Genomic DNA, 25583 nt, shown 5'->3' on the forward strand with positions numbered 1-25583 from the left:
GATTTGCCGACCTGTGCATGTTCATATTTGAACATCTGTTTCTTTATTGAACCAACAGGCGCGAATCATATCGCTGTCTGCAGCGCAGGCGGAGTGGGGAAACTACCAACCGGGGCAAACGCGGTATGTGGCTGAAGGCGGATACGGTGGCGCGCACGCCGGTCCCGCTACACGCACCATTTACAAACCGTGCCCCTTGCACGGGTTACGGCAACGCGCCGCGACGGTGGCCCGGAACCTGCAAGGGCTTGCTGCCCCGATCCACCCTTCAGGAGCCCGCCATGAGCATCTTCAAGGACATCCTCAACAAGCTGCTGGGCAAGGACAAGCCCGCGGCCACCACCACGGCGACCACCGCCAGCACTCCACCCGCGGCCGGAACGCCGACTTCAGCAGGCGCGCCGGCCGGCACTGCGCCAGCCGCCGGCACTGGCGCAGCGCCCGCGGGCAACGTCCAGGGCACCACCGGTGCGCCGGCCGGGGCCCAGGCCACGCCGCTGTCGGGCGTCGATGTCGAGGCCATCATGGACCGGATGGCGCAGCAGAGCGGGCAGACGCTGAACTGGCGCACCTCCATCGTCGATACGATGAAGGCGCTCGGGATCGACAGCAGCCTGGAACACCGCAAGGAACTGGCGCGCGAGCTGCACTACACCGGCGACATGAACGATTCCGCGGCGATGAACGTGTGGCTGCACAAGCGCCTGATGCAGGAGCTGGCCGCCAACGGCGGCAAGCTGCCGAAGGAACTGTCCTGAGCGATGACGTGAAAGGCGGCGCCGGGCTGGCACCGCGGCAGGCTCAGCCCGCGATGCCGGCCCAGCGCAGGTGCCGCGCCCAGTCGGCTTCGCTGATCACGCCGGACACGCCCTGCCGCTGGCCATCGGCGCGATAGAAGTAGGTGCGCGGCATTTCGCCCATCCAGTCCGGATCGACCGCATAGCGCAGCCGCTCCTGCGGCTCGTGCCCGAAGACCCACGCATTGCGCGTGAGCCTGACGCGTTCGAGCATCTTTTGCACCTGCTGCGAGGCGTCGGCACTGTCCGTTGCCAGCGTGACGACGCGCAAGTCCGGATGCCGCGCCCGCAGCTTGCCGAGCGCCTCGAAGTTGCGCTTGCAATAGACGCAATCCAGCGACCACACCACCAGCACGAAGGGCTTGCCCTGCTGGCTGGCAGCGATGCGCGCGGCGCTGGCGGATTCGAACACGGCGACGCGATCGGCGGCATTGGCAGTGCCGAGCATCAGCGCGCACGCGGTAACCGCGGCAGCAGCGGCGGCAGCGATCAGTTGGCGGCGCGATCGCATCATGCGCCCTCCTGCCCGAGCGCGAAGACCTGGAAGCCCTCGGCCTCGGTGCGCCATAGCACGTAGGCGCGGCCGGCGTGCTGCAGCAGGTGCGGCTGGTCGGAATCGCGCTCGGTGCCGGCCAGCTTGCGTGTCTGCCAGGTCTTGCCGCCATCGTGCGACAGCATGGCGGACAGCCGCGTCTGCTGGCCGTCGAACGATTTCCACACCACCGCGATGTCGTGGTCGTTCAGCGCGACGATATCGGCATGCTGTGCGCGCGGGTCATCGAGCGCGCGTTGCGCCTGCAGCTTGCCGTCGCGCCAGCGCCCCACCGACACCGTCGGCTTGCCGTCGCGCATGCTGAACCAGACCATGTGCACCGTGCCGTCAGGTGCCACCGAAGCGCCGGGGCCGTGGTGCGGGCACGCATCGATGCGCCAGTCATCGAAGGTGGCGCGCTGCATCGGCGTGGCCTTGCCGTCGGCGCCCAGCAGCGCCAGCGCGTGGTCGCGCGCATTGGGCGGGAACACGTGGCGCCACAGCGCCAGCATCCTGCCGTCGGGCGTGGGCGTCAGCGCGATGCGGCAGCATTCGCACGACTGGTCGGCGATCTTGTAGTCGCCCTGGAAGGTCTTGCCGTGGTCGGCCGAGACAGCGTAGTAAATCGCGGCGCCGGCATACGGCTGCTTGCGCGCCTCGGCGGCGGCCACGTCGCGCTTGTCGATCCAGCTGACGAAGACGCGCCCGGCCGGGTCCACCGCAAGGGCGTCGAAGCGATGCGCGATCTGGTCGCGGTTGGCATGCACCGTCAGCGGCTCGGCAAAGGTCTTGCCGCCGTCGGTGGAGCGCGCAAAGCGGATAAAGCCGGTCCACGGCCTGGGCAGCGGCTGGGTCCAGGTGATGTAGACCTGGCCGTCGGGCCCCGTGGCCACCTTGGGGCGGCTTTCATGATCGGCGGCGACCGGCTCCGGCGTGGCGTTGACATGCCGCGTCGCGCTGAAGCTGCGACCGTAGTCCGTCGACGACCGCACCGCGACATGCTGGCCATCCTTGTAGGCAATCCACAGCCTGCCGTCGCGGTCGAAGGCCGCGCCGGTGCCGAGTTCGCTCATTTTCGCCCTGGCCTGGCCGCCGTGGCCGGCGTGGCCGCCATGCGCCTGCGCGGCCGCGGTGGCCGACGCCAGCGTGGCGCAGGCCACCAGTCCCGCGGCGATCAGGCGGAAAGCGCGGCGGGCGCCTGGCATGGTGGAGGTCAGCGTGTTCACGTGCTCAGAAGGAAAGTTTCGCCTCGGCGTAGAACGTCCGGCCCGGGTACGGGTGGTAGACGTAATAGCGCTGGTCGGTGAGGTTGTCGATGCCAAGCCCGAGCCGCACATTGCGCGCGGGCTTGTACGTCACCTTGACGTCGAAGGTCAGGAAGCTGCTGGTGCCGCCGAAGGTGTCGGGGTTGCGGTCCGAATTGTCGAGCGTATTGTACTGCCGGCCCGAATAGGTCATCGCCAGCGTGCCGGCCCACGCAGGCGTAAAGCGATAGGTGCCCACCAGGTTGGCGCGCCACTTCGGGATGCGATAGAAATACTTGCCCACCGAGGCCGGGTTGTTGGCGTTCTCCAGCGTCTTCGAATGGTTGTAGGCGCCGCTGGCCGAGAGGTCGAAGCCGCTCACCAGCACGTCGCGCCCGTCGTAGGCCAGCTCGATGCCGCGCGTGCGCACCCGGTCGACGTTCTGGAAGCTGGTGACGGAGGGGAACACCGTGGTGTTGGTCTGGCTGACCAGCGCATCGCGGATATCGTCCTCGTACAGCGAGACCCGGAAATTCGACGCCTCCACCGTGCGCTCGAAGGTCAGGTCCTTCGAGAACGATCGTTCCGGCCGCAGGTTGGGATCGTTGTTGATCAGCGCGGTGCCGGTGATGCGGCCCTGGAACAGCTCGCTGACGGTCGGGTAGCGATAGGCCTGGCCCAGCGACAGCCGGCCCCGCCAGTCCTGCCCGAACGCCTTCTCCAGCGCCAGCTTGGGCGACCAGTTGGATTCGCTGCGCACCGGATAGCCGATATCCACGCCAGCCTGGCTGCGGCTGCCGTCATAGGCGCGCCAGTGCTCGTAGCGCACGCCGGGAATCAGCTTCCAGTCCTCGGCAAAGTACCAGGCGTCCTGCGCGTAGAGCGCCTGGGTCTCGGTCTTGCCGGTAAAGGCATTGTTGAACGCGGTGATGGTGGCCGCGCGCCAGTCCGAGGTGTTGTAGGTGGTGTTGCTCAGCCGGTAGTTGTCATAGTGGTAGCCGAACGTGACCCAGTGCCCGCCCTGCAGGCGCTCGGGACGGTAGTCGGCCTTCAGGTCGAGCGTGCGCCAGCCGGTGCCGTCGCCATAAGTCACCGTGCCCGGTCCGTTGCCGACGGCGTTGGCGCTGCGGCTCACGTCCTTGCTGACGTCGAACAGCGACGCCACCCCGGAAAAATTCCACCCCGTCTGGTTGCGCGTGCGCAGCGACAGCCCGTAGAGCCAGCGCGCGTCCTCGCCATTGCCGGGCGCAAAGGCATTGGCCGGAATCACGTACTGGGAGCCGCCGATGTTCACCGGGCCGCTGGACACCACGTTGCCGCTGGCGTCGCGCAAGTAGCTGCCGGTGGCGTTGGAGCGGTCCTGCTGCCAGTAGGCAGCGGTGAACTGCGCCTGCAGCGTGCTGGTGATGTCGTAGCCGAGCTTGAGCTTGAGCTGGTCCTGCACCGTGTGCGTAACGCCCTCGCTGTTCACGCCCATCACCACGCGGTCGCGCCCGCTCTGGTCCTGGTCGAAATAGGCCCCGGAAACCGGCGTGTCCGCCGCGCCCGCGGGCCGCGTCGAGCGCGACGCGGTGTAGAAGCTCAGCGGCTGGCTCTTGCTGTCCTGCCGGTCCACGCTGACCAGCCACGAGAACGCGCCGACGCGGTCGCCCACATAGGCGTTGGCATGCACGCCGTTGAAGTTGTCGTGGGTGCCGTACAGGCCGAAGCGCTGCGTGAACAGCTGCACGCTGGCATCGCCCTCGAACTTCTCCGGCGTGCGCGTGGTGATCAGCACCGTCGCGCCCAGCGAATTGCCGGGATACAGCGCCGAATACGGGCCATACAGCACGTCCATGCGCTCGATCTCGGCGGCATTGACCAGCGACCAGCGCGGCGGGAAGCTGAAGTCCGAGCCGAGCAGGTTGGACAGCAGCAGCCCGTCCGCATAGACCAGCCCGCGTGCCGACTGGCGCGAACTGGTGCTGCGCACCGAGATGATCGAATTCATATCGCCGATAAAGCGCTTGCGCACGGCGAGGTTGGGCGCGTACTTGAGCGCGTCCTCGGTATTGACCACGTTGAAGTCGGCCATGCGGGTGCTGCTGATGCCATACGCCGGCGCTGGCGTGTTGGGCGGGATCGCCGGCGTCTCGCCGCGTTCCGGGCGGGCCGATACCACCACCTCCTGCAGCGGCGCGGGCGCCTCCACGCCTGCCTCCACGCCTTGGGCGGCGGCCACGGCGGGGCCCATCAGCACTGCCGAAACGGCCAGTGCAATGCGGTGTTTCTTCACTGAATGCCTTGTTGTCGTCGTTGTCGGCTCGCCGCGCCTGCGCAGCATCAGGCGCTCCTCCCGGACGGCCCCGATAGCAAGCGTTCCCCGATAGCGAGCGGTCCCCGATAGCGAGCGCTGATATTTTATGGGGCCGGAAGCCATCGGCCGATGCGACATAGCGACGCGGCCAGCGCAGCCATATCCGCATGCATCCGTGTTAACCCGCATATCCAATACGGGGCCTTGTCACTACATTGCCCCGACTGGCGTCAAGCCAGCGTGATGCAGGGAGAGACTGTCGCGGCGCCCGCCGCGCACGGCGCCGAAGGAGCAACCGCCCCGGAAACTCTCAGGCAAAAGGACCGGCATCACCCGTCAGTGCACTCTGAAGAATGCCGGACGCCATCGTCCGCCCGGCATACCGAAGGAGCAAGCGCGCCCGCCCCAGTGGCAAGGCGTCGTGAATCTCTCAGGTCCAGAACAGAGGGGGCGTCCTACACGCATGTCGCGTGCGGACTCCCACCCTTCGACGTTCCTGGATCCTGCAGACCATGAAGACAATCGCTGTCATCGGCGGTGGCATCACCGGTGTCACCACCGCCTACGCGCTGGCGCGGCGCGGATTCTCCGTCACGCTGTTCGAACGGCATCGCTATGCCGCCATGGAGACCTCGTTCGCCAACGGCGGCCAGCTCTCCGCATCCAACGCCGAGGTCTGGACCCACTGGTCCACCATCGTCAAGGGGATGAAGTGGATGCTGCGCAAGGATGCGCCGCTGCTGGTCAATCCCCGGCCCAGCTGGCACAAGCTGTCGTGGTTCGCCGAGTTCATCGCGTCGATTCCCCACTACCGCCGCAACACCATCGAGACCGCGCGCCTTGCCATCGCCGCGCGCGAGCACCTGTTTGCCTGGGCGGCGCAGGAAGGCATCGATTTCGACCTGAAGAAGGAAGGCATTCTCCATATCTACCGTGACAAAGCCGGCTTCGAGCATGCCGGCCGCGTCTCCGCGCTGCTGGCGCAAGGCGGGCTCGAGCGGCGCGCGGTGACCCCGCAGGAGATGCGCGCGATCGAGCCGACGCTGGCGGGCTCGTACTACGGCGGCTACTTCACCGAAAGCGATTCGACCGGCGACATCCACAAGTTCACCAGCGGCCTGGCCGCCGCCGCTGCCCGCCTGGGCGTGCGCTGCCGGTACGGCCAGGACGTGCGCGCGGTGAAGACGGACGGACGGCATGCCACCGTCACCGTGCAGGACGGCGCGGACACCGCCAGCTCTACCTTCGACGGCGCCGTGATCTGCGCAGGCATCGCAAGCCGCGCACTGGCGGCAGAGCTGGGCGACCGCGTCAACATCTATCCGGTCAAGGGCTATTCGATCACGGTCAACCTGACCGACGACGCCAGCCGCGCCGCTGCGCCGACGGTCAGCCTGCTCGACGACGAAACCAAGCTGGTCACCAGCCGCCTCGGCGACGACCGCTTCCGCGTCGCCGGCACCGCCGAGTTCAACGGCACCAACCGCGATATCCGCGCCGACCGCATCCGCCCGCTGGTCGACTGGGTGCAGCAGTGCTTCCCCGGCGTCAGCACGCGCAGCGTGGTGCCATGGGCCGGGCTGCGTCCGATGCTGCCCGACATGCTTCCGCGCGTGGGGCGCGGGCGTGCGGCCTGCATCTTCTACAACACCGGGCACGGGCACCTGGGCTGGACCTTGTCGGCGGTGACGGCGGACATGGTGGCGGGAGTCGTGGACCAGGCAATAGGAAGCGTGCCTGCGGTGGTGCCGGGTGCCGCCCTTACGCCAGTGCGGGCATGAGGCTGCGGGGGTAAGGCGCTCGGCCCGCATGCTAGTGCCGTTCAATTACCCCCTGTCGTTCCCGCGCAGGCGGGAATCCAGCTTCTTTTGAAGTCGCTGGGTTCCCGCTTGCGCGGGAATGACAGTAGTGTTTGATGCTTTAACTGAACGGACTGATTCTGACGATAGCGGAGTCGTATGTTCGGTGGCCAAAGACCGGCCATGCAGTGAGAGCTGAAATGGGGCGGCGAAGCCACCGTCATAAAAATTTCACTTCCCATCTTTCCATTATTCGACTATTGTCGAAAAATGAAAACCGATCACGCCCTTGACGCGCTCGCCGCGCTAGCCCATTCGATCCGTTTGTCCGTGTTCCGGCTGCTCGTGCAGGCCGGGCCTGGCGGCCTTCCTGCGGGCCGGATAGCCGAGCTGATGGAAATGCCGGCGTCATCCCTCTCCTTTCACCTGAAGGAGTTGCACCGTGCCGGCTTGCTGTCCAGCAGGCAGGACGGACGCTCGATCATCTACATGGCCCATTTCGAGACCATGAACGCACTGCTTGGCTACCTCACGGAAAACTGCTGCAGCGGCAATCCGTGCTCCCCTGTGTCCAAGTGTTCCGTCGCCTCGGAGACCAAATCATGAAGCGCTTCCACGTGCACGTCAGCGTCGCCGACCTGTCTGCGAGCATTCGCTACTACTCAGCCCTGTTCGCAGCCGAGCCAACGGTTGTGAAAAGCGACTATGCGAAGTGGATGCTGGAGGATCCGCGCGTGAACTTCGCCATTTCGGCCCGTGGCGCGGAGACCGGCATCGACCACCTCGGGTTTCAGACAGACGACGCGGCCGAGCTGGCCGAACTGAAGCAGCGGGCCGAAGCGGCCGACATGGCGTTGCTCGACGAAGGCGAGACCACCTGCTGCTACGCGAAGAGCGAGAAGTATTGGGTCACGGATCCGCAAGGCATCGCGTGGGAGCACTTTCATACCCTGGGTAATGTGCCGGTGTACGGCGAATCCCGAAAAATCGATGCTGCGGGCCAGGAATCGGCCTGTTGCGTCCCCCGCGCTCCGAAGGGCAAGCCGATCGGGATCGCGGTCAATTCCACGCCGTCCGGCTGCTAAGGGTGCGTCCTCACACGCATTCCGATCCGCACTTCAATAATCTCGTAGCGCCCCATGACCACCAACGTACTGATTCTGTGCACCCACAATTCTGCCCGCAGTGTGCTGAGCGAGGGCATGTTGAACCATCTGGCCCGGCAGTCGGGCCGCGATGTGCGAGCCTATAGCGCCGGGAGCTCGCCAAGCGGGCGCATCAATCCTTTCGCCCTCGAGGTGCTTGGCAATGCTGGCGTCGACGTGGGCGACTTCCGCAGCAAGAGCTGGGATGAATTTGTCGGCGAGAATGCTCCCGAGATGCGGGTGGTCATCACGGTGTGCGACAGTGCCGCCGAAGAGCAGTGCCCGTATTGGCCGGGCAGCCCGGTCAAGGTGCATTGGGGCTACCCTGATCCATCCAACACGGAAGGCGGCGACGAAAAGAAGCGCCGGGCATTCGAGTTGACACGACAGGCCATCGGCTACCGCATGCTCCAATTGCTGGCGCTGCCGCTCGACACGCTGAGCAATGCGGAGCTGCAGGACCATCTGAACCGTATCTCGCAAAGCTGAGCGTCATGGTCGATCTGCGCAACAGGCTGGGCGCCGAAGCCTTGGGAACGGCGCTGCTGCTGGCCATCGTCATCGGCTCGGGCATCATGGCCGAACGGCTTGCCGGCGGCAATGTCGCAATCGCCCTGCTGGCCAACACGGCGGCCACGGTCGGTGGCCTGTATATCCTGATCGAGGTCTTTGGTCCCGTCAGCGGCGCGCACTTCAATCCGGCGGTGAGCGCGGTGATGGTGGCGCGGGGTGAGCTGCCTGGCGCGGCGCTGCTGCCCTATATCGCAGCCCAGCTCGCCGGCGCGGTGCTGGGGGCCTGGCTTGCCCATGCCATGTTTGACATCACGATCCTGCAGCTTTCCAGCAAGGTCCGCAGCGGTCCGGGGCAATGGCTTGCTGAAACCGTTGCGACCGCCGGCCTGCTTCTGGTGATCCTGCGCGCGCCGAACGGGCGCGCCTCCGCCATGGTGGCGGCGTATATCGGCTCGGCATACTGGTTCACCGCATCCACATCGTTTGCCAATCCCGCCGCCGCGTTCGGGCGCATGTTCAGCGACAGCTTTGCGGGCATCGCACCCGCGAGCGTGCCGGGCTTCATGCTGGCGCAGTGCCTGGGCGCGGCCATCGGGCTGGGGCTGCACCGGCTGCTGGAGCCGCGTGCGTTGCCACACGGCCACCCCAACGTCATCGAAGCATCCGGCGAGCACCCGGCGGACTGACGCCGACTGCAACGCAAGGACGGAGGATCAAATGACCATGGATCTGCCCAATGTCGTCCCGGCCGTGCTCGATACACCGGACCTGGCCAAGCTGCAACCGTCTCGCGTCAGCACGCATCCGCCGCGCATCCTGCTGCTCTATGGCTCACTGCGCGAAACGTCTTATAGCCGCCTGCTGGTGCAGGAAGCCGAGCGCATCCTGCAACATTTCGGCGCGCAGACTCGCGTCTTCGATCCGCATGACCTGCCGGTGTGCGACAGTGTTCCGGCGGATCATCCCAAAGTGGTTGAACTGCGCAAGCTCTCGGAGTGGTCGGAAGGTCAGGTGTGGTGCAGTCCCGAGCGGCACGGCACGCTGACCGCGGTTTTCAAGAACCAGATCGACTGGCTGCCTCTGGAAATCGGAGCCATCCGACCGACTCAGGGTCGCACGCTCGCCGTGATGCAGGTTTGCGGCGGCTCGCAGTCGTTCAATGCGGTCAACGCGCTACGCGTGCTGGGGCGCTGGATGCGCATGGTGACGATTCCGAACCAGTCATCGGTAGCCAAGGCGTACCAGGAGTTCGACACCAACGGCCGCATGAAGCCGTCCTCTTACTATGACCGCGTGGTCGACGTGATGGAAGAGCTTTACAAGTTCACCCTGCTCGTGCGCGATCGCAGCGACTACCTGACGGATCGCTACAGCGAGCGCAAGGAAGCGGCGCCGGCAAACGTCACCGCGCTCGCCGCGGCAGCCATGCGCCATGAACACGACGCGCAGGTCAGCGACACAGATAGCGGCGAAGTCGAATAGCCGGCCGATGGGATGGCCAGGAGCACCGGCTCCTGCCACGCCCGAAATCCCAACCCACGCTGGCTCACCTGCATTTCGATGTATGCCCACTTTCAAGAGTTAGCGATTTCTGAATCCGTTGCCAGGATTCAAACTTCGCGCGCCCCTGGAAATGCGACATCTCTCATCGATTCCCCGGTACCGGCAGGAAATACTGGTGGCGTCATCGGATCACCGATGATCGGGTGTGGAAAGCCCGGATGTCTGACGAGGACAGGCGTTGCGCTTGCAGCAAGCAACGCCTGTGCGCTCGCATGGTTCCATGGCGGGCCAAGCGAGGCAGCCGCAAGGCTGGCCGGTTCCCCTCGTCAGACCGGTCTTTCCACCCTCGTCGACTGGCCCGCCGCCCTCACGTGGAAAGGAGTGGCGCGCACTCACTTGTGAGGAATCAATGACGACGATCGATGAAATGACCAATGAATGCCTGCAGCAGGTTCGCGCTGGTATTGAAGGAGTTCTCGTACTCCTGGATCACGAAAGCGAAAACTCGGAGGGGTGCTTCAGTGCGCTGTGCCTGCTTGGCATGGTGAAGATGCAGCTTGATGGGTTGATGGTTGCGCGAGGGCGGCTGCCATAGCCGGCTGGCGGGTGTGACGGTGACTTTGCGCTGTCACACCTTGTCCTGCAGGAACCACCTAGGCGCGGTCATCCGTAGCGCCCCCTGACAGCATTCCGAGCTGGTCTTTAGTCAACCTTGATCTTTGCGCTTGCTGCCAGCGATTTCCACGCCCGGATATCCCTCTGGATCACACGCGCAAACTGTTCCGGCGAATTCTTCTCCACCCACAGCAGACCCTGCTGCGCGAAGCTGGCCTGCAATGCCGGCGCCACCATCACCCTGGCGATTTCCTCGTTTAGCCTCAGCACGATCCCGGCCGGCGTATGTGCCGGGACAAACACGCCGTACCAGCCATCGAGATCCAGGTCGAAGCCCTGCTCCTTCAGCGTGCGCACCTCCGGCAGCATGGGCGAGCGCCGCGTGCCGGTCATGGCAACCGGCACCAGCTTGCGGGCCTGGATCAGTGACAGCGGCGAACGCGCGTCGACGAATGCAATGCTGACGACCCCGCCCTGCAGGTCGGTGAGCAATTGCCCCATGGTCTTGTACGGAATATGCCGCATGCGCAGGTCGCGCTGGCGGGCAATGGCTTCCATCGCCAGGTGGCCGGTCGAGCCGACGCCCCACGTGCCGTACGCAAGGTTGGGATGCGCGCGGACGTAGTCGACAAAGCTTGCAAGGTCGCGCACCGGCGTCTCGGCGGTTGCCACCAGCAGCACGCCGCCGGCGCTGACCTGGATCACCGGTGCCAGGTCCTGATTCGTGTCGTAGGGCATGTCGTCACGCAGCGCTGCGTTGATCGCGATCGCGGAGGCGTTGCTGAACAAGACGGTATAGCCGTCCGGCGCCGCCTTGGCCGCCAGGTTGTTGCCGACAATGCCATTGGCGCCGGGCCGGTTCTCGACCACGACCGGTTGCCGCAGCGCGCGCGAGAGCAGGTCGGCGAACACCCTGGCGACGAGGTCGGTGCCCGAACCTGCACCGCCCGGCACGATCATCCGCAATGGGCGCGATGGCCAGGCAGAGGGTGTCGGGGCCTGCGCGAACACGTTCGGCGCGAGACACGCCGCGATGGCGGCGGGAATTGTGTCCTGTAACCACCTGCGTCGGTTCATCATTGTCTTCCTCGGGGATTGTCCTGCCATGCATTGACCGCGCGCCGCTGCCTGGCGCTGGATCTTCCACGGCAGCAGCTGTCTCGGTCGCCGGTGCTGCTCAGCCGCTCAGCCGCGCCTGGGCGGCGGCTGGAAGCCAACGAAGGCGCGATTCCAGGTGGGACTGATGACAAGCTCGTTGACCGTGGCGCGCGCCGCCAGGGACAGCACAAAGGCCACCGCCGCGGCCACGTCCTCCGGCTGCAGCATGCGCGCCAGGTCTTCTGCGGCGGGCGGGGTGGGCCGGTTGATCAGGATGGGCGTGGCGGTCTCGCCGGGATAGATGGCGCAGGCGCGGATGCCGTTGGCGCACTCTTCCATGGCTACCGACGTGGTCATCGCCGCCATGGCGTGCTTGCTGGCGCCGTAGGCGGCACCGGTCAATGCCGAGGCGTAGCGTCCGGCCCACGACGAGATATTGATGATGGTGCCTTCGCCCTGGTCGCGCATCCCGGGCAGCACCGCATGCATGCAGTAGAACGCGCCGTTGAGGTTGATGTCGATGACCTGGTCCCAGTCGGCCGGCGTCAGGCGGGACAGCTTGCGGTTGACCACGTTGATGCCGGCGGCGTTGACCAGGATATCGACGGCGCCGGCACGCTCCTGCAGCTGGCGGCCTGCGGCAGCCACGGCTTCGCGGTCGGCCACGTCCAGCGGCAGCGCGATCACGCGCTCATTGCCGCATTCTGCGACGAGACCGGCAACCGCCGCTTCGCTGCGCGCGGAAATCACGACGGTCGCGCCTGCCTGCCACAGCGACAGCGCACAGGCGCGGCCGATGCCGCTGGAGCCGCCGGTGATCCAGGCGGTCTTGCCGTGAAGGGAAAGGATGGGGGCGTTCATTGCGAAAGATTCCTTGGTCTGGGATAGCGGTAAGGGGGACGCTTCAATGCGTGGTCACGCCCATGATCTGGTTGACGTCGTAGATCGGCGGGCGCGGGTTCTTTGCCCACGCGTCGGTCAGCAGGTAGCGCAGCCGGAAGCTCTCGGGCACGTCGGCCAGGCCCGGCGTGAACAGCCACAGCCGCAGCAGGTGGCGCTTGCGGTCCAGCTCGGGATGGTCCTCGTAGCTGGTGCGCGAGTGCAGGACCACGTAGTTGTTCAGGAACTGCATGTCGCCGGGCGCCAGCTCCATGTCGATGCGAAAGCGCGGGTCCTGCGTGTATTCGTCGAATCTGTCGAGCGCGGCGATGTCCTCGGGCGCCAGCGGCGGCGCGTCGGGGAAGCGCTGCGCCGTATTGATGAAGCTGCGGATGTAGCGGTTGAACAGGCGGCCGTTGTGCCAGCTGAACACATGCGTCATCGTGTACGGCGCCTGGCCCGGCGCTTCCTCGTGCCGGCGGTCGAACGCAAAGGGCTGGTACAGCCGCGCCAGCAGTTCGGGATGCTCGCGCAGCATGGCGTTATGGATTGCCATGGAACTGGCGATGCTGCTCATGCCGCCGCGGCGCGCAGTGCGCAGGCACAGCAGCCCGACCACGTCGGCGCCATCGGTATGGAACGGCAGCCGATGGCGCGACTGATAGCCGCGCGCCGTCATGTCTGACTTCGGGTCCTTGCCAAGATCCCAGACATGGCCCAGCACGTCGCCGAACGCGTTCTGCGCAACCGCGCGGCCCAGATGCATGCCGATGCCCCAGTAGATCGTGCCGGCGTCCATCTTGGAATAGCGCTCGACCGGCAGCCCGCGCAGCAGCACCACGCCCAGTCCCCGCTCCAGGCGATGGCGCAGGTCTTCCAGCTTCGCGGCAAGGCTGCCGAGCGGAAACGTCTCCTTGCTGATGGCCGGCACGGCAAGGCCCAGCGATTTGCAATGCGCCAGCGCCGCCTCCAGCTGCACGATCTCGTCCGCGCTCAGCCAGACCACCCACTCACTCTCCTTCGCGGCAATGTCGCTGGCTTCCCACGCCGCCGGGGTCTCCACCGCCTTTAGTGCTGCTTGCGCCTGTGCTGTTTCCATTGCTGTCTCCTTGTTGTCGCGGCCATTGCCGGGCCGGTGCAGCCATTGTGCGAAGGCAGCGTGCGCATGACTAATGAAAGTTGATGCGTCTGACCAAACCAAAAGGTAATATCCCCGCTGGGATGCTGTGGCATGACCGGCCTCACCGCAATGAATCAAGCTTGTTTCTAGGGGTTTTCACCATGGACGCGATCGGCTTCCTGCGCAGCGGACTGAAGCTACGCCATCTCCGTCTGGTCATAGCACTGGAGGAGCACCGGCAGGTCGCGCGGGTCGCGAACGCGTTGAACATCACGCAGCCGGCGGTATCGAAGGCGCTGGCCGAGGTCGAGGAAGGCCTGGGCTACCCCTTGTTCGTGCGGCGGCCCCGCGGCATCGAACCCACGCCGCACGGCATGATCTTCGTCAGCTATGCGCAGTCGATCCTGGACGAACTGGACCGCGCCGGCGACGAACTGCTGGCGCTGGGGCAAGGCGCCTGCGCCTCGATTGCGGTCGGCGCCATGCCCGGTTCGACGCTGGCGCTCGCGCCGCGCATCATCGCGCTGGCCAAGGCGCGGATGCCGACGCTGAACATCGCGGTGTACGAGGCGCCGATGGACGTGCTGATGGGCCAGTTGCGCACCGGCCGCCTTGATATCGTGCTGGGGGCGCTGTCGGAGCGCGCTACGGCCGGGGATATCGAGCAGCACCACCTGTATGAGGAAGTGCTGCGGGTGGCGGTCCACCCGGAGCATCCGCTGGCAGCGTCAGCGACGGTGGACTGGCCCGACCTGGCGCCGTACCCGTGGGTTGTGCCGCCGCGCACCGCCCGGCTGCGCCAGAGCCTGGACGCGTCGCTGCGGCGCATGAAGGTGGAGGTGCCGGCCAACCATGTCGAGTCAGTATCGGCCGGCCTGGTGCTGGGCCTGCTGGCGGCGATGCAGGCGGTGGCAATGATGACCGGGCGCCTGGCGCGCACCTATGAAGCGCACGGCCTCGCCCATGTCCTTCCGCTCGAGATACCGGGCGTGCTGCTGCCGGTGTCCACTTTCACGCTGGCCGGCAAGGCCCCCTCGCCGGCTGTCGAACTGTTCCAGCAGTGCGCGGAACAGGCGGCGGCCGGCTGACTGGCCCGCTATTCCGGCGTGATGCCGTTGACCTTCACCACGCTGGCCCATGTGGCATAGTCGTTGCGCACCGTGCGCGCGAACTCGTCCGGCGTGGTCAGCGGCGGATCGGCCATCATGTTGAGCTGCTGGAAGCGCGTGGCGAGCGCCGGGGAGCGCAGCGCCTTGTTGATCTCGCGGTTCAGCGTCACGACGATCTCGCGTGGCGTGCCCTTGGGCACGAACAGCCCGTACCAGCCTTCGTTAGTCATCGGGAAGCCTTGCTCGGCCATGGTCGGGACATCGGGGAACGCGGGAGCGCGGTGCTTGCCGGTGATGCCAAGCGGCCGGATCTTGCCGCTCTTCACCAGCGGCACCGAGGTGGTGATGTCGACGAAGGCGATCTTCAGCACGCCGCCCTGCAGATCGGTCAGGATCGGCGGCACGCCCTTGTAAGGCACATGGGTCAGGTCGATGCCGGCCAGCGTATGCAGCTGTGCCATGGCGAGGTGGCCGCCCGAGCCGATCCCCCAGCTGCCGTAGTCATACTTGCCGGGCCGCGCCTTGACCGTTGCCACGAAGGACTTCATGTCCTTTGCCGGAAAGTCCGGCGTGACCACCAGCAGCACGCCGCCCGAGCCGATCTGCGCGACCGGCACCAGGTCCTCGACGATGTTGAACGGCAGCTTCGGCTGGATCGCCTGGTTCATCACGGTGGCCGAGGCGCTCGCCAGCAGCACGGTATGGCCATCCGGCTGCGCGCGCACGACGGCATCCACCGACAGTTGCCCGTTGGCGCCGGGCTTGTTGTCGACCACCACCGGTTGCTTCAGCGCTTGCGAGATCGGTTCCGCGAACACACGGGCCAGCACGTCGGGGCCGCTGCCTCCGGGGCTCGGCACGACCATGCGGATGGGGCGCGAGGGCCAGTTTCCCTGCGCAAGAACGGGGGCGGCTGCCAGCGCGGTGGCGGCCAGTACTGCGAAATGCCATGCGCGCTTGCCGCGGCATGTCGGGCTTGATTTCATATTGTCTCCATAAGCCCACGCCGTTTCTGTGAATGGCGATGCCCCTGGGTCGAGAAGGCATCGGAGGCGTGTGTGCACCGGGATTTTGCGCACGATCCGGCCGCGAAAACCAATGAAATAAAACTGCGGAAGCATAAGCGATTGGTCATGCCGGCACGGTGCACCGTGCGCGGGCTCAATCGCGATGCAACGTAAGCCGCGGCCTGCGGCGCTCGCCCGCGCGCACGGTGCCGGGCGCGACACCCTGCCAGCGGTGGAAGGCCTTGTTGAAGCCCGCCTGCGTCTTGAAGCCGAGAGCCCGCGCGACATCGCCAAGCGGCATGTCGGTGTGGCTCAGCAGCCGCCGCGCCAGCGCTTCGCGCTCTTCGTCCAGCAATTGCGCGAACGAGGTGCCGTGGTCCTGCAGGTGGCGATGCAGTGTAAAGCGATGCACCGCGAACAGCGATGCCAGCCGCGGCGCGCTGCATTCGCCCAACAGCATCAGGTCGCGGATCGCCTGCCGGGCCTGGCCGAGAAAATCCGGCGCGACATGCGATTCCAGCTCGCTTAGGTAGCGCACCACCGAGGATTCGACCGCCTCGTCTACCACGCCGCAGCGCTGCTCCAGCGTGCCGGCCGGGAACACGAATTCGTCGCGCGGCTGGCCGAAGCGCACATCGGGTCCGAAGTGCGCGACAAACGGCGCCAGCTCCGGCGGCGGCGGGCGCGACAGCGAGACCGCCGCGGGCAACCAGGACTTGCCGAGCATCAGCCGGAACATCTGCAGGTTGGCCGCGAGGTAGGCGGTCAGCAGTTCGTTGCGGCCCGCGAAGGCGCCGTCGATTTCGATCGAGAAGACCGCATAGCCTTCGCGCACGGTCAGCGCCGTATCGATGCCGCGGTACCAGATACGCCCGTAGCGCAGCAGCCCATCCACCGCATCGCGCACATTGCGCGAAGAAAGCAGCAGCAGGCGCAGCGGCCCGGCGTTTTCCATATTGGCGCGGGCGCCGACCTGCACCGCGAACGGGGAGCGGCCGGAGGTTTCGACCGCATCGGCCAGGATGCGCCCGCAAAGCGTCAGCGCCAGCGGCGCCATGGGCTCTTCCAGCGCTGCCGGGCCGATGCCATAACGGCCCAGCAGAGGCCACGGGTCGGCGCCCTGCGCCCGCAGCACCTCGACCACCCGGGCAAGCGTGCCGACCGGGACCGAACGGCGCGCGGGCTTCATGGTTCGGGTTTTCACCAGCTGTGACAAACGGATAGGAAATAGTGACAACAGGATAAACGCAGCATGCGCCCGGCGTCCAGAATACCTGCACCGCCCCCGTGCAAGGGGCTTCACCATCAGGAGACCATCCATGCATTTTCTCGACGACAGCCTGCTTCCCGAAAACCAGGAAAAACTGGTGATCCAGGTCGCACCCTATGGCCCGCAGTGGCTGCCCTCCGACTCGGACGATATCCCGGTGAGCATGGACGCGCAGATCCAGAAGGCCGTCGATTGCTACAACGCGGGCGCCACGGTGCTGCATGTGCATGTGCGCGAGTCGGACGGCAAGGGTTCCAAGCGCCTGTCGATGTTCAACGAGATGCTGGCGCGCCTGCGTCAAGCCGTACCCGACATGGTGCTGCAGGTCGGGGGCTCGATCTCGTTCGCACCCGAAGGCGAAGGCAAGGCCGCCGAGTGGCTGGACTACGACACCCGCCACATGCTGGCGGAACTCGATCCCAAGCCTGACCAGGTCACGATCGCGATCAACACCAGCCAGATGAATATCTGCGAGATGCTGACCGCCGACGACGTGCAGGGCACCATCCTCGAGAAGCCCGAGTATCTGAAGGCGTATAGCGAGATGGTGGTCGACTCCAAGCCGTCGTTCTTCATCGAACACCTGCAGCGCCTGAGCAAGGCAGGCATCCAGCCGCACTTCATGCTTGGCCACGTGGCGCAGCTGGAGACGGTCGAGCGCCTGATCCGCAAGGGCCAGTACCGCGGCCCGCTGATCCTGAACTATGTCGCCATCGGCGGCGGCGCTGCGGGCCTGCACCCGGCCGACATGATCGAGTTCGCGCGCCGCACGCCGGACGGCGCGGTGCTGACCATCGAAAGCGCGATGCGCGCGGTGCTGCCGATGAACGCGATGGCGATCGCGCTGGGCCTGCATGTGCGCGTGGGCATCGAGGACAACCTGTGGGGCCGCAAGGGCGAGCGCATCACCTCGGTGCAGCAGATCGAGCAGACCGTGCGGCTGGCGCGCGAACTCGGCCGCGACGTCGCCAACGGCAAGGAAGCGCGCCGCATCTACAAGATCGACGAGTGGTACGACAGCGCCGACGAGACCATCCGCCAGCTCGGCATGGCGCCGAACCGCAAGCCGGGGCAACGCGGCTTCACGGTGCCGGGCTGCGCCTGAGTGCAACCATCCGCCACGGCATGCGCGTTGCCTTGGCCGCGCGTGCCGTCGGTATCCGAACACAGCCCCTCCTTGCAGCAACCGAGCAACCGATCATGAAACTGACCAACAAGATCGCCGTGGTGACCGGCGTCGGCCCCGGCCTGGGCCAGGGCATCGCCGTGGCGCTGGCGCGTGCCGGCGCCGACCTGGTGATCTGCGACATCGACCCTGAAGCGCTGGCCGCCGCGCGCGAGGCGGTCCTCGCCGAAGGCCGCCGCTGCCTGTCCGTCGTGTGCGACGTATCGTCGAGCCAGCAAGTGGCCGGCATGTTCGCGCAGGCGCGCGAGACCTTCGGCACGGTGCATATCCTCGTCAACAACGCCGCGCTGACCCCGAACCGTCCGGTGGACACCGAGCGCCGCAACCAGCTGTACGCCTACCTGCAGACGCCGGTGCCGCGCGCGTCGCTCGGCTTTACCAGCGAAATCACCGACGAGGAATGGCTGCGCTACTGGGGCGTGAACGTGCATGGCACCTTCTACTGCACCCGCGAGGCGTTGCGGCTGATGCAGCCGCAACGCTATGGCCGCATCGTCAATATCGCGTCGATTGCCGGGATCTCGTCCCGCAGCGCGCACAGCCCGCACTACAGCGCCACCAAGGGCGCGGGGGTTGCCTTCACCCGTTCCGTGGCGCTGGAAGTGGCCGGCGCCAACATCTACGTCAACGCGATGGCCCCCGGCGGTGTCGCGACGCCCGCCTTCAATCAGTACCTGGAAAAGATCGGCGAAGACGGCCGCAACCGCCTCTGGCAAAGCTGCCCGGCGGGCCGCTTCGGCACCGTCGAGGAATACGCCGCGACCGTGCTGCATCTCGCCAGCGACGAGCACTACCTGGTCGGCCAGGTCATCAGTCCCAACGGCGGTTCGGTCATTTGAGCCCGCCCCATAACCAGACAGCCATGCAACACAATCTGTTTGCCCACTACAAGGCGCTGCGCGATACCGGCGTGCTCGGCGGCCAGCTCGATCCGCTGACCGAATGGGATCCCAGGTGGATTGCCAGCTGGGTCGCGCTGGCTCGCGATGCGCAGGCCGAAGGCGTGCTCGATCCCAAGCTGGTCGCGCTGATTCGCCTGAACCTCGACGTCACCGCCACGCACCTGTACAAGCCGGGCGTATCGCGCCACGTGCGCGAGGCGATCCGGCTGGGCGCCACGCGCGCCGAGATCCTGGAAGTCTTCAAGCTTGCCAGCGTGGTCGGCATCCATTCCTGTGCGGTCGGCGTGCCGGCACTGGCCGAGGAACTGGCCCGCGCCGGCATCCCGGATGAGCCAGTCGCATCAGGCGCGACGCCGGTGTGCGACGCGGTACGTGCCAACGGCATGTTCAACCCGCTGTGGGAAACGCTGTACCGCTGGGATCCGCAGTACCTGGAGAAATTCCTGGCCATGGGCTTCGGCCTGTGGACAGACAACATCCTGCCGCCGCTGTGGATCGAGTTCCTCTGCATCGCCGGCGATGCCGCGATCACCCACATGTACGGCCACGGCACCCAGCGGCATATCGAAGCCGCGTTGCGCCTGGGCGCCACGCGCGCGCAGATCCTGGCGGTGCTGAAGATCGTCACCCTGCAAGGCATCGAGGCCTGCGAACTCGCGGTGCCGATGCTGGACCGCGCCACGCGCGAAGCCGCGGCCTGACCCCGCCGCCGGCTTCTCTCCCCTTTCCCATAAATGGGAGAGGGGAGACAACACTTGCAATGCCCAGGAGTACCAAGTGCAACCACTCGCCCCCGCCTCTGCCATGCCCTCGGCACCGCCGCACGATGCCGTCTCGCTCGCCGCCCTCTACCGCAAGATCACCTGGCGGCTGCTCCCGTTCCTGTTCGCGGCCTATGTGCTGAACACGATCGACCGCATCAACATCTCGTTCGCCAAGCTGCGCATGGGCAGCGACCTGGGTCTCTCGGATGCGGCCTATGGCATCGGCGCGGCGGCCTTCTTCGCCGGGTACATCCTGTTCGAGGTGCCCAGCAACCTTTATATGCAGAAGACCGGGGCGCGCCTGACCATTACGCGCATCCTGCTGCTGTGGGGCCTGGCGACCGTCGCCACCAGCCAGGTCAATTCGCCCGAGGCGCTCTATTTCGCGCGCTTCCTGCTCGGTGTGGCCGAAGCCGGCTTCTTCCCGGGAGTCATCCTGTACCTGACCTACTGGTTCCCCGCACAGCGCCGCGGACGGATCACGTCGCTGTTCCTGATGTCGGGCACTTTCGCCGGGATGATCAGCGGTCCGCTGGCGGCAGCGATCATGCTGCACCTGGATGGGTGGCTGGGCCTGCGCGACTGGCAGGCGCTGTTCGTGGTGGAAGGCCTTCCGGCGATGCTGCTCGGCCTGGTGGCCTGGCGTTACCTCGACGACAGCCCCGCCCAGGCAAAGTGGCTCACGCCCGCGGAAAAGGCCATGCTCGCAAGCGACCTTGGCAAGGAAGTCCAGGCGCGCCGGCACGGCGGCATCCTGGCGCTGCTCAGGGATCCACGCATCTACGTCATCGGCCTCGCCTTCCTGTCGATCTATGCCTGCACTAACACCATCGCCTACTGGATGCCGACGCTGATCCAGGGCTTCGGCCAGGCGCACGTGTCGCGCATTGGCTGGATCTCCACGCTGCCCTATGTACTCGGGCTGGTAACGATGTACCTGCTGGCGCGCAGCTCAGACCGCCGCCTGGAACGGCGCTGGCACGTGGCGGGCTGCCTGCTGGTTGCGGCCGCCAGCTTCCTGCTGATGGGCCTCGCGCGCGGCGAACTGGTGCCGGCGGTGGCATGCATGACGGTCGGGGCCGCCGCGTGCCTGGCCGCGCTGCCCGTGTTCTGGACGATTCCGCCGGCGTACCTTCGCGCGCAGCAGGCGCCCGCCGGCATCGCACTGGTCAGCAGCCTGGGCGGCGTGGCGGCCTTGCTCAGCCCGATCGCGGTGGGTGCGATCAAGACCCGCACCGGCGACCTCTATCTTGCATTCGACCTGCTGGCTATCCTGCTCGCAACGGGAGGGGTCACGCTATTGCTTGCGCTGCCGGCGCGGCTGCTGGAACGCGGGAGCGGATCTCGCGAAGGGTGTCCCGAAGCCGAAGTCAAGTCGACCCAAAGAGCATAGTGCCGTCATTGGAGGTGGGAAACTCTGCGCGGCGCAACAGCGGGAGCCAGTCAGTCTCGGTACCAGGCATCGCAGCAACGAGGCGACGGGAAATCGAGCGCAGTGCGCCGCTAGTTCGGTTGCTTTCACCCCCGCCTTCCCAGTCAACCCAACCTCACCAGATTCAGCGCCGCCAGCGGTCCTCCAGGAAACTGGTGCTGCCTTCCGCCCGCATCGAGCGAACCGAGATCGATGCCGAAGAATCCAAGACGATCGATCAACCTGGCCACCTCGACCTTGGCATTGGCATCATCGCCGGACAAGAACATCACGCGCCGGCCACCTTCTGCCTGCGGATCGCCGGCAACCAGCCCGGGTTGCAGGTGGTTGAACGCCTTGACAACGCGCGCGCCGGGGACGAGGCCTGCAAACAACTCGCTCGAGGAGCGCCCATGCAGGTCCGCGGGGCGAAACAGCGGTGCCTCGATCGGGTTGTTGGCATCGATGACAATGCGACCGCCAAAGTCCGGCAACCCGCCCAGCGCCTGCGGCAGCTTCGACCAGTTCACGGCCACCAGCACGATCTCCTGCGCTGCGGCTTCCTCGCGCGTGCCAGGGCGAATCGAAGGCCCGATTGCTTTCACGGCATCGCGCAGCGTTTCAGGCCCACGGCTGTTGGCGACCACCGCCTGTATGCCGCGCCGTGCCAGTGCCATGGCGAACGCCGTGCCTATCGCGCCCGCGCCGATGATGCCTATGGTTTTTTCGTAGCTTGCTTGCATGACGATTCCTGGTTCAGGCGGTGAAGCCGCCGTCGGCAACGATCTCGGCCCCGGTCACGAAGGCTGCGTCCGGGCCGGCGAGGAATGCCACGACGCCGGCAATCTCATGTGGCTGCCCATATCGGCCCAAGGCAATGCCGGGCCCTACGATCTCGCTGACCGGGCCGCCGGCGGGATTCATATCGGTGTCGGTCGGGCCAGGATGGACGGTGTTGACCGTGATGCCTTTCGGCCCCAGGTCACGCACCAGACTGCGATTGAAGCCTGCGATCGCACCCTTGGTCAGCGTGTAGAGCGATGCCGTCGGGAACGCGGCGTAGCGCGTCATCGATGAACCGATATGGATCACACGCCCGCCGCTCTTCATGTGGCGCACCGCTTCCTGCGTGGCCACAAATATACCGGTCACGTTCACCGCGATCATGCGCTCATAGCTGTCGAACGCAATGTCCTCAATGGCACCACCCAGGCCCAGGCCAGCGTTGTTGACGAGGATATCAAGACCGCCGAATGCGTCGACCGTTGCTGCCACGGCCTGGCGCACCGCGGCGGCATCGCCGGCGTCTGCGGCGAGCGCGACAGCGCGGCCGCCGGCCGCTTCGATTTCGCGTACCACCGTGGCGGCCTTTTCCGGTGAGGCACTGTAGGTCAGCGCCACGGCGGCGCCGTCGGCGGCCAGGCGGCGTGCAACGGCGGCGCCGATGGAGCGTGAACCGCCGGTAACAAGGGCGGTCTTGCCGGCCAGGGGAAGCGTCTGCTGAGTCATTTCTTTCTCCGTTGGGGTGAATCAGAAGGTGTGAACGGAGTATGGGTGTTCGATTAGGCCGTGATTAGTGATGAATGGCGGGAATCATCTTCAAGCAATCGTGTAAGCTCAGCCAGATGGAAACCCTCGCCAACCTCGAGTCCTTTGTGCGCAGCGCCGAAACGGGCAGCTTTTCGGCAGCGGGTCGCCGACTTGCCCTGACGCCCGCGGCCGTCAGCCGCAACGTGGCCATGCTCGAGCGCAACCTGGGCGTGCGTTTGTTTCAGCGCTCGACCCGCAAGCTCACGCTTACCGAGGCTGGCGAACGATTCCTTGCATCCATTGGCGGCAACCTGGACGCGCTGCAAGCCGCCATCGCCGCGATGTCGAATGACCACGGCGAACCGGCTGGCGTGTTGAAAGTCAGCCTGGCCCCTTCTTTCGGCGTGGCTTACGTGATGCCGTTACTGCCTGATTTCCTGAAGCGTTACCCCGCGATCCGCCCGGAATGGCACTTCGAGAATCGTGCGATCGACTTGATCGCCGAAGGGTTCGATGCAGCCATTGGCGGAGGCTTCGAGCTGGCGCCCGGTCTTGTGTCGCGTCCACTGGCACCGGCGCATATCGTCGCGGTGGCGTCGCCTGCGTATCTGCGGGAACGCACGCTGCCTGCCGATCCGTCCATGCTGGGAGTCATGGATGGCATCGTCATGCGCTCCGGACGCACCGGACGCACACGCCACTGGACCATGCGCGATGCCGCCGGCAACGAGGTTGCGGCAACCCTGCCGGAACGCATTGTCGTCAGCGACCCGGCCGCCATGCGTGAAGCCGCGCTACTGGGTCTGGGCGTGGCGCTGCTGGCGGTACCCGATGTGCTGCCATGGATGGAACGTGGCGAACTGGTACGCGTACTGCGCGCTGGTACGCCGACGCCGGCGCCATTTCTTTGTATTACCCTACGCGCACCCTGATGCCCGGCAAGACACGCGCATTCATAGACCACGTTGTGGAAGCCTTTCGCCGCGACGGACTAGCGCAGCGGCTGGCAGGCAGCCTCGGCATTTAGCGTTGTCTACCGAGAGGTACGCCCTTTTGGCGTCGAACGCGAGGGGCTGAGGCTCGGCGATTACCTCGTTCCGAGTCGCCTGCATGCATCGCCTGACTTGGTATATTCCCGAGGCACCCAGCTTGAGTTGCAACCCCAAAGAAAATGTCCCGGCAAGGCCGGGACATGTGCATGCGTCGATCAGTCTGCGAAATCGGTGGCTTCAGACGAGCCCCTCCAGGCATCGAGGTCTTTTGCCACCGCGCTCGCCTTCGCGGCTGCCAGTTCGTTGGCAATCTTGCCCGCGAACAGATGCAGCGGAGGTGCCTCGACAGTCGCGGCCTGGATGATCAGCAGCGCCAGCTTGTCGGGATCGCCGGCCTGGCGGCCATGCAAGGTGTCCAGGTGCAAGTCAAGCGAAGCCTTGGCCTGCGAGTAGTCGTCGATCTGCCGCTGGGCCACCGCAAGCGCACCATCCGACAGGAAATCGGTGCGCACCGGGCCCGGATACACCACCGTCGCGCGAATGCCCAGCTCGGCCACCTCTGCCGCAAGGGATTCCGTCAGTCCGGATAGCGCGAACTTGCTCGCCACGTAGCTGCCCCATCCCGCATACCCGCCCTGGTAGCCAACGATGGACGAGATGTTGATGATGTGCCCGCTGCGCTGGCGGCGCAGCTGCGGCAGCGCATGGCGCAGGACAGCCACTGGCGCGAAGAAGTTGACCTCGAAATTGCGACGCAACTCGTCGTCCGACAGTGCCTCGACCGTGCCTTGCTGGGCATAGCCGGCATTGTTGACGACCACGTCCAGACCGCCGAACCATTCCACGGTCCGGTCGATGGCCTGCTGCACGCTGCGGTCATCGGTCAGGTCCACCTCCAGCGGCAGAAAGCGGTCGGACGCGGCACCGAATACCTGCGTCAGCGATGCGGCCGTGCGGGAGGTTGCCGCCACCCGGTGGCCTTGCTCCAGCAGACGGGTAACGAGTTTCTGACCGACGCCCTTCGACGCGCCGGTGATGAACCATGTACGGGGTGCTTGTTTCATGATGCAAAGTCCTTGAGTAGATAAATGTTCGGCCAAGATGTTCTTCAAGGCAGGGCCACGCTCATGCCACCGTCGGCCATGACCACGGCGCCGACGATGAAGCTCGCCTTTTCCGAGGCGAGAAACGCGATCACCTCCGCGATTTCCTTTGGCTGTGCGGCACGGCGAATCGGTGCCTTCTTGCCATGCTCGGCCAGGAATGCCTGACCGTCAGCATGGATGTGGTTGGTGATGTTGGTGATGACATCGCCGGAACCAACCGCATTGACGCGAATGCCGTGCTCGATGGCTTCCAGCGACAGCGCACGCGTCAATTGCGCCAGCGCGCCCTTGGATGCCGCATAGGCCGCGATCAACGGAAAGGCCTGATAGCAGGCGTAGGACCCCACGTTGACGATGGCGCCAGCCTTAGCCGGCACCATCGCGCGCATGGCCTCGCGCGAGAACAGGAAGGCGCCCGTGGCATTGACCGCCTGGATGCCGTTCCAATCCTCCAGCGACATGTCCACCAGAGCCTTGTTGATGATGACCGCCGCGTTGTTGACCAGGATGTCGAGCTTGCCGAACCGATCGATCGCCGTCGCGACGGCTAGCACGGCACTCTCCTCGCGCGCCACGTCTGCGACGACGGGAACGATGCCAGGACGGGCCAGAGCTTCCACGTTGCTGCCGCGCCCGACAGCAATCACATTCGCGCCCTCGGCGTGAAGCAGTTCCGTGGTGGCCAGGCCAATGCCGCTGGCTGCACCGGTGACGATGGCGACCTTGCCTGCGAAGGCGCCGCTTGCTGGGTTTCGTGATGTCATG

At 66.0% G+C, this 25583-nt stretch carries 25 protein-coding genes, 1 pseudogene and 2 riboswitches; of the genes and pseudogenes, 14 read left to right on the forward strand and 12 right to left on the reverse strand.

What is annotated here, in order from left to right:
- The first annotated feature begins 281 nt into the window (after positions 1-281).
- Positions 282-758, forward strand: a complete 477-nt coding sequence (locus CBM2588_RS18300; protein ID WP_115681846.1) for a DUF3597 domain-containing protein — start codon at positions 282-284, stop codon at positions 756-758.
- A 43-nt stretch (positions 759-801) separates the two neighbouring features.
- Here CBM2588_RS18300 and CBM2588_RS18305 read toward each other — a convergent pair whose 3' ends face one another.
- The 3 genes from CBM2588_RS18305 to CBM2588_RS18315 are packed head-to-tail and all read right to left on the reverse strand — an operon-like array spanning position 802 to position 4848.
- Positions 802-1311 carry a TlpA family protein disulfide reductase gene (locus CBM2588_RS18305; RefSeq protein ID WP_115681847.1) on the reverse strand — a complete coding sequence of 170 codons (510 nt, stop codon included), beginning with the start codon at positions 1309-1311 and terminating at the stop codon, positions 802-804.
- Positions 1308-2534 carry a sialidase family protein gene (locus tag CBM2588_RS18310; RefSeq protein ID WP_115683647.1) on the reverse strand — a complete coding sequence of 409 codons (1227 nt, stop codon included), beginning with the start codon at positions 2532-2534 and terminating at the stop codon, positions 1308-1310. The genes CBM2588_RS18305 and CBM2588_RS18310 overlap by 4 nt, the downstream gene beginning before the upstream one ends.
- A gap of 25 nt (positions 2535-2559) precedes the next feature.
- A complete protein-coding gene (locus CBM2588_RS18315) occupies positions 2560-4848 on the reverse strand; it encodes a TonB-dependent receptor (protein WP_231942195.1) in 2289 nt (762 codons plus the stop codon).
- Between the two features lie 258 nt (positions 4849-5106).
- A riboswitch (glycine riboswitch) is annotated at positions 5107-5205 on the forward strand.
- Positions 5206-5324, forward strand: a riboswitch (glycine riboswitch).
- 15 nt (positions 5325-5339) lie between these two features.
- Between CBM2588_RS18315 and CBM2588_RS18320 the strand changes: the two genes are divergently transcribed.
- From CBM2588_RS18320 to CBM2588_RS31695, 7 genes are all read left to right on the forward strand, one after another.
- A complete protein-coding gene (locus tag CBM2588_RS18320; RefSeq protein WP_368666644.1) occupies positions 5340-6650 on the forward strand; it encodes a D-amino acid dehydrogenase in 1311 nt (436 codons plus the stop codon).
- A gap of 288 nt (positions 6651-6938) precedes the next feature.
- Entirely contained in the window at positions 6939-7274 is a 336-nt protein-coding gene (locus CBM2588_RS18325; protein ID WP_115681850.1) for an ArsR/SmtB family transcription factor, read from the forward strand.
- On the forward strand, positions 7271-7753 hold the full coding sequence (locus CBM2588_RS18330) for an ArsI/CadI family heavy metal resistance metalloenzyme (protein WP_115681851.1): 483 nt from the start codon (positions 7271-7273) through the stop codon (positions 7751-7753). Before CBM2588_RS18325 ends, CBM2588_RS18330 begins: the two co-directional genes overlap by 4 nt.
- Before the next feature lie 54 nt (positions 7754-7807).
- Positions 7808-8302, forward strand: a complete 495-nt coding sequence (locus tag CBM2588_RS18335) for an arsenate reductase ArsC (RefSeq protein ID WP_115681852.1) — start codon at positions 7808-7810, stop codon at positions 8300-8302.
- A gap of 5 nt (positions 8303-8307) precedes the next feature.
- Positions 8308-9012, forward strand: coding sequence for an aquaporin (locus CBM2588_RS18340; RefSeq protein ID WP_115681853.1), 705 nt, complete (start codon positions 8308-8310; stop codon positions 9010-9012).
- 31 nt (positions 9013-9043) lie between these two features.
- On the forward strand, positions 9044-9808 hold the full coding sequence (gene arsH, locus CBM2588_RS18345) for an arsenical resistance protein ArsH (protein WP_115681854.1): 765 nt from the start codon (positions 9044-9046) through the stop codon (positions 9806-9808).
- Positions 9809-10238: 430 nt separating this feature from the next.
- Positions 10239-10424, forward strand: coding sequence for a DUF1484 family protein (locus CBM2588_RS31695; protein ID WP_115681855.1), 186 nt, complete (start codon positions 10239-10241; stop codon positions 10422-10424).
- Positions 10425-10531: 107 nt separating this feature from the next.
- Here CBM2588_RS31695 and CBM2588_RS18355 read toward each other — a convergent pair whose 3' ends face one another.
- From CBM2588_RS18355 to CBM2588_RS18365, 3 genes are all read right to left on the reverse strand, one after another.
- Entirely contained in the window at positions 10532-11404 is an 873-nt protein-coding gene (locus CBM2588_RS18355; protein ID WP_439897451.1) for a Bug family tripartite tricarboxylate transporter substrate binding protein, read from the reverse strand.
- A 225-nt stretch (positions 11405-11629) separates the two neighbouring features.
- Positions 11630-12403 carry an SDR family oxidoreductase gene (locus tag CBM2588_RS18360; protein WP_115681857.1) on the reverse strand — a complete coding sequence of 258 codons (774 nt, stop codon included), beginning with the start codon at positions 12401-12403 and terminating at the stop codon, positions 11630-11632.
- Positions 12404-12446: 43 nt separating this feature from the next.
- Positions 12447-13520, reverse strand: coding sequence for a TauD/TfdA family dioxygenase (locus tag CBM2588_RS18365; protein WP_115681858.1), 1074 nt, complete (start codon positions 13518-13520; stop codon positions 12447-12449).
- A 182-nt stretch (positions 13521-13702) separates the two neighbouring features.
- On the opposite strand from CBM2588_RS18365, the gene CBM2588_RS18370 reads away from it, so the two are divergent.
- Entirely contained in the window at positions 13703-14629 is a 927-nt protein-coding gene (locus CBM2588_RS18370) for a LysR substrate-binding domain-containing protein (protein ID WP_172583631.1), read from the forward strand.
- A gap of 8 nt (positions 14630-14637) precedes the next feature.
- Here the strand turns inward: CBM2588_RS18370 and CBM2588_RS18375 are convergent, their stop codons facing one another.
- Positions 14638-15636, reverse strand: coding sequence for a Bug family tripartite tricarboxylate transporter substrate binding protein (locus CBM2588_RS18375; protein ID WP_172583632.1), 999 nt, complete (start codon positions 15634-15636; stop codon positions 14638-14640).
- A gap of 175 nt (positions 15637-15811) precedes the next feature.
- Positions 15812-16846 (reverse strand): AraC family transcriptional regulator, encoded by a 1035-nt coding sequence (locus CBM2588_RS18380; RefSeq protein ID WP_172583633.1) that lies wholly within the window; start codon positions 16844-16846, stop codon positions 15812-15814.
- A 130-nt stretch (positions 16847-16976) separates the two neighbouring features.
- Between CBM2588_RS18380 and CBM2588_RS18385 the strand changes: the two genes are divergently transcribed.
- The 4 genes from CBM2588_RS18385 (at position 16977) to CBM2588_RS18400 (ending at position 21172) form a co-directional block, all read left to right on the forward strand.
- Positions 16977-18032, forward strand: a complete 1056-nt coding sequence (locus CBM2588_RS18385) for a 3-keto-5-aminohexanoate cleavage protein (protein WP_115681862.1) — start codon at positions 16977-16979, stop codon at positions 18030-18032.
- 95 nt (positions 18033-18127) lie between these two features.
- Positions 18128-18952: an SDR family NAD(P)-dependent oxidoreductase gene (locus CBM2588_RS18390; protein WP_115681863.1), complete on the forward strand. Its 825-nt coding sequence runs from the start codon at positions 18128-18130 to the stop codon at positions 18950-18952.
- A gap of 23 nt (positions 18953-18975) precedes the next feature.
- Entirely contained in the window at positions 18976-19716 is a 741-nt protein-coding gene (locus CBM2588_RS18395) for a carboxymuconolactone decarboxylase family protein (RefSeq protein ID WP_115681864.1), read from the forward strand.
- Positions 19717-19792: 76 nt separating this feature from the next.
- Positions 19793-21172, forward strand: a complete 1380-nt coding sequence (locus tag CBM2588_RS18400; RefSeq protein WP_231942196.1) for an MFS transporter — start codon at positions 19793-19795, stop codon at positions 21170-21172.
- Between the two features lie 143 nt (positions 21173-21315).
- Here the strand turns inward: CBM2588_RS18400 and CBM2588_RS18405 are convergent, their stop codons facing one another.
- Positions 21316-21933, reverse strand: a complete 618-nt coding sequence (locus tag CBM2588_RS18405; protein WP_115681866.1) for an NADPH-dependent F420 reductase — start codon at positions 21931-21933, stop codon at positions 21316-21318.
- A gap of 13 nt (positions 21934-21946) precedes the next feature.
- On the reverse strand, positions 21947-22699 hold the full coding sequence (locus CBM2588_RS18410; protein ID WP_115681867.1) for an SDR family oxidoreductase: 753 nt from the start codon (positions 22697-22699) through the stop codon (positions 21947-21949).
- 116 nt (positions 22700-22815) lie between these two features.
- On the opposite strand from CBM2588_RS18410, the pseudogene CBM2588_RS18415 reads away from it, so the two are divergent.
- Positions 22816-23747, forward strand: a pseudogene (locus CBM2588_RS18415) (LysR family transcriptional regulator).
- Between the two features lie 180 nt (positions 23748-23927).
- Here CBM2588_RS18415 and CBM2588_RS18420 read toward each other — a convergent pair.
- Together CBM2588_RS18420 and CBM2588_RS18425 are read right to left on the reverse strand one after the other, a co-directional pair.
- On the reverse strand, positions 23928-24776 hold the full coding sequence (locus CBM2588_RS18420; protein ID WP_115681868.1) for an SDR family oxidoreductase: 849 nt from the start codon (positions 24774-24776) through the stop codon (positions 23928-23930).
- A gap of 44 nt (positions 24777-24820) precedes the next feature.
- The gene (locus CBM2588_RS18425; RefSeq protein WP_115681869.1) at positions 24821-25582 is read right to left on the reverse strand and encodes an SDR family NAD(P)-dependent oxidoreductase; all 762 of its coding nucleotides are present in this window, start codon (positions 25580-25582) and stop codon (positions 24821-24823) included.
- Position 25583 lies beyond the last annotated feature (1 nt).

This window comes from Cupriavidus taiwanensis (genome assembly GCF_900250075.1).
GTDB classification, from domain to species: Bacteria; Pseudomonadota; Gammaproteobacteria; order Burkholderiales; family Burkholderiaceae; genus Cupriavidus; species Cupriavidus taiwanensis_C.

What these genes read in the sequence shown, in the direction of transcription:
- CBM2588_RS18300 (WP_115681846.1), top strand. Translation starts at nt 282, where the DNA reads ATGAGCATCTTCAAGGACATCCTCAACAAGCTGCTGGGCAAGGACAAG.
- CBM2588_RS18305 (WP_115681847.1), bottom strand. Translation starts at nt 1,311, where the DNA reads ATGATGCGATCGCGCCGCCAACTGATCGCTGCCGCCGCTGCTGCCGCG.
- CBM2588_RS18310 (WP_115683647.1), bottom strand. Translation starts at nt 2,534, where the DNA reads ATGCCAGGCGCCCGCCGCGCTTTCCGCCTGATCGCCGCGGGACTGGTG.
- CBM2588_RS18325 (WP_115681850.1), top strand. Translation starts at nt 6,939, where the DNA reads ATGAAAACCGATCACGCCCTTGACGCGCTCGCCGCGCTAGCCCATTCG.
- CBM2588_RS18330 (WP_115681851.1), top strand. Translation starts at nt 7,271, where the DNA reads ATGAAGCGCTTCCACGTGCACGTCAGCGTCGCCGACCTGTCTGCGAGC.
- CBM2588_RS18335 (WP_115681852.1), top strand. Translation starts at nt 7,808, where the DNA reads ATGACCACCAACGTACTGATTCTGTGCACCCACAATTCTGCCCGCAGT.
- CBM2588_RS18340 (WP_115681853.1), top strand. Translation starts at nt 8,308, where the DNA reads ATGGTCGATCTGCGCAACAGGCTGGGCGCCGAAGCCTTGGGAACGGCG.
- arsH (WP_115681854.1), top strand. Translation starts at nt 9,044, where the DNA reads ATGACCATGGATCTGCCCAATGTCGTCCCGGCCGTGCTCGATACACCG.
- CBM2588_RS31695 (WP_115681855.1), top strand. Translation starts at nt 10,239, where the DNA reads ATGACGACGATCGATGAAATGACCAATGAATGCCTGCAGCAGGTTCGC.
- CBM2588_RS18355 (WP_439897451.1), bottom strand. Translation starts at nt 11,404, where the DNA reads ATGATCGTGCCGGGCGGTGCAGGTTCGGGCACCGACCTCGTCGCCAGG.
- CBM2588_RS18360 (WP_115681857.1), bottom strand. Translation starts at nt 12,403, where the DNA reads ATGAACGCCCCCATCCTTTCCCTTCACGGCAAGACCGCCTGGATCACC.
- CBM2588_RS18365 (WP_115681858.1), bottom strand. Translation starts at nt 13,520, where the DNA reads ATGGAAACAGCACAGGCGCAAGCAGCACTAAAGGCGGTGGAGACCCCG.
- CBM2588_RS18370 (WP_172583631.1), top strand. Translation starts at nt 13,703, where the DNA reads ATGGACGCGATCGGCTTCCTGCGCAGCGGACTGAAGCTACGCCATCTC.
- CBM2588_RS18375 (WP_172583632.1), bottom strand. Translation starts at nt 15,636, where the DNA reads ATGAAATCAAGCCCGACATGCCGCGGCAAGCGCGCATGGCATTTCGCA.
- CBM2588_RS18380 (WP_172583633.1), bottom strand. Translation starts at nt 16,846, where the DNA reads ATGAAGCCCGCGCGCCGTTCGGTCCCGGTCGGCACGCTTGCCCGGGTG.
- CBM2588_RS18385 (WP_115681862.1), top strand. Translation starts at nt 16,977, where the DNA reads ATGCATTTTCTCGACGACAGCCTGCTTCCCGAAAACCAGGAAAAACTG.
- CBM2588_RS18390 (WP_115681863.1), top strand. Translation starts at nt 18,128, where the DNA reads ATGAAACTGACCAACAAGATCGCCGTGGTGACCGGCGTCGGCCCCGGC.
- CBM2588_RS18395 (WP_115681864.1), top strand. Translation starts at nt 18,976, where the DNA reads ATGCAACACAATCTGTTTGCCCACTACAAGGCGCTGCGCGATACCGGC.
- CBM2588_RS18405 (WP_115681866.1), bottom strand. Translation starts at nt 21,933, where the DNA reads ATGCAAGCAAGCTACGAAAAAACCATAGGCATCATCGGCGCGGGCGCG.
- CBM2588_RS18410 (WP_115681867.1), bottom strand. Translation starts at nt 22,699, where the DNA reads ATGACTCAGCAGACGCTTCCCCTGGCCGGCAAGACCGCCCTTGTTACC.
- CBM2588_RS18420 (WP_115681868.1), bottom strand. Translation starts at nt 24,776, where the DNA reads ATGAAACAAGCACCCCGTACATGGTTCATCACCGGCGCGTCGAAGGGC.
- CBM2588_RS18425 (WP_115681869.1), bottom strand. Translation starts at nt 25,582, where the DNA reads ATGACATCACGAAACCCAGCAAGCGGCGCCTTCGCAGGCAAGGTCGCC.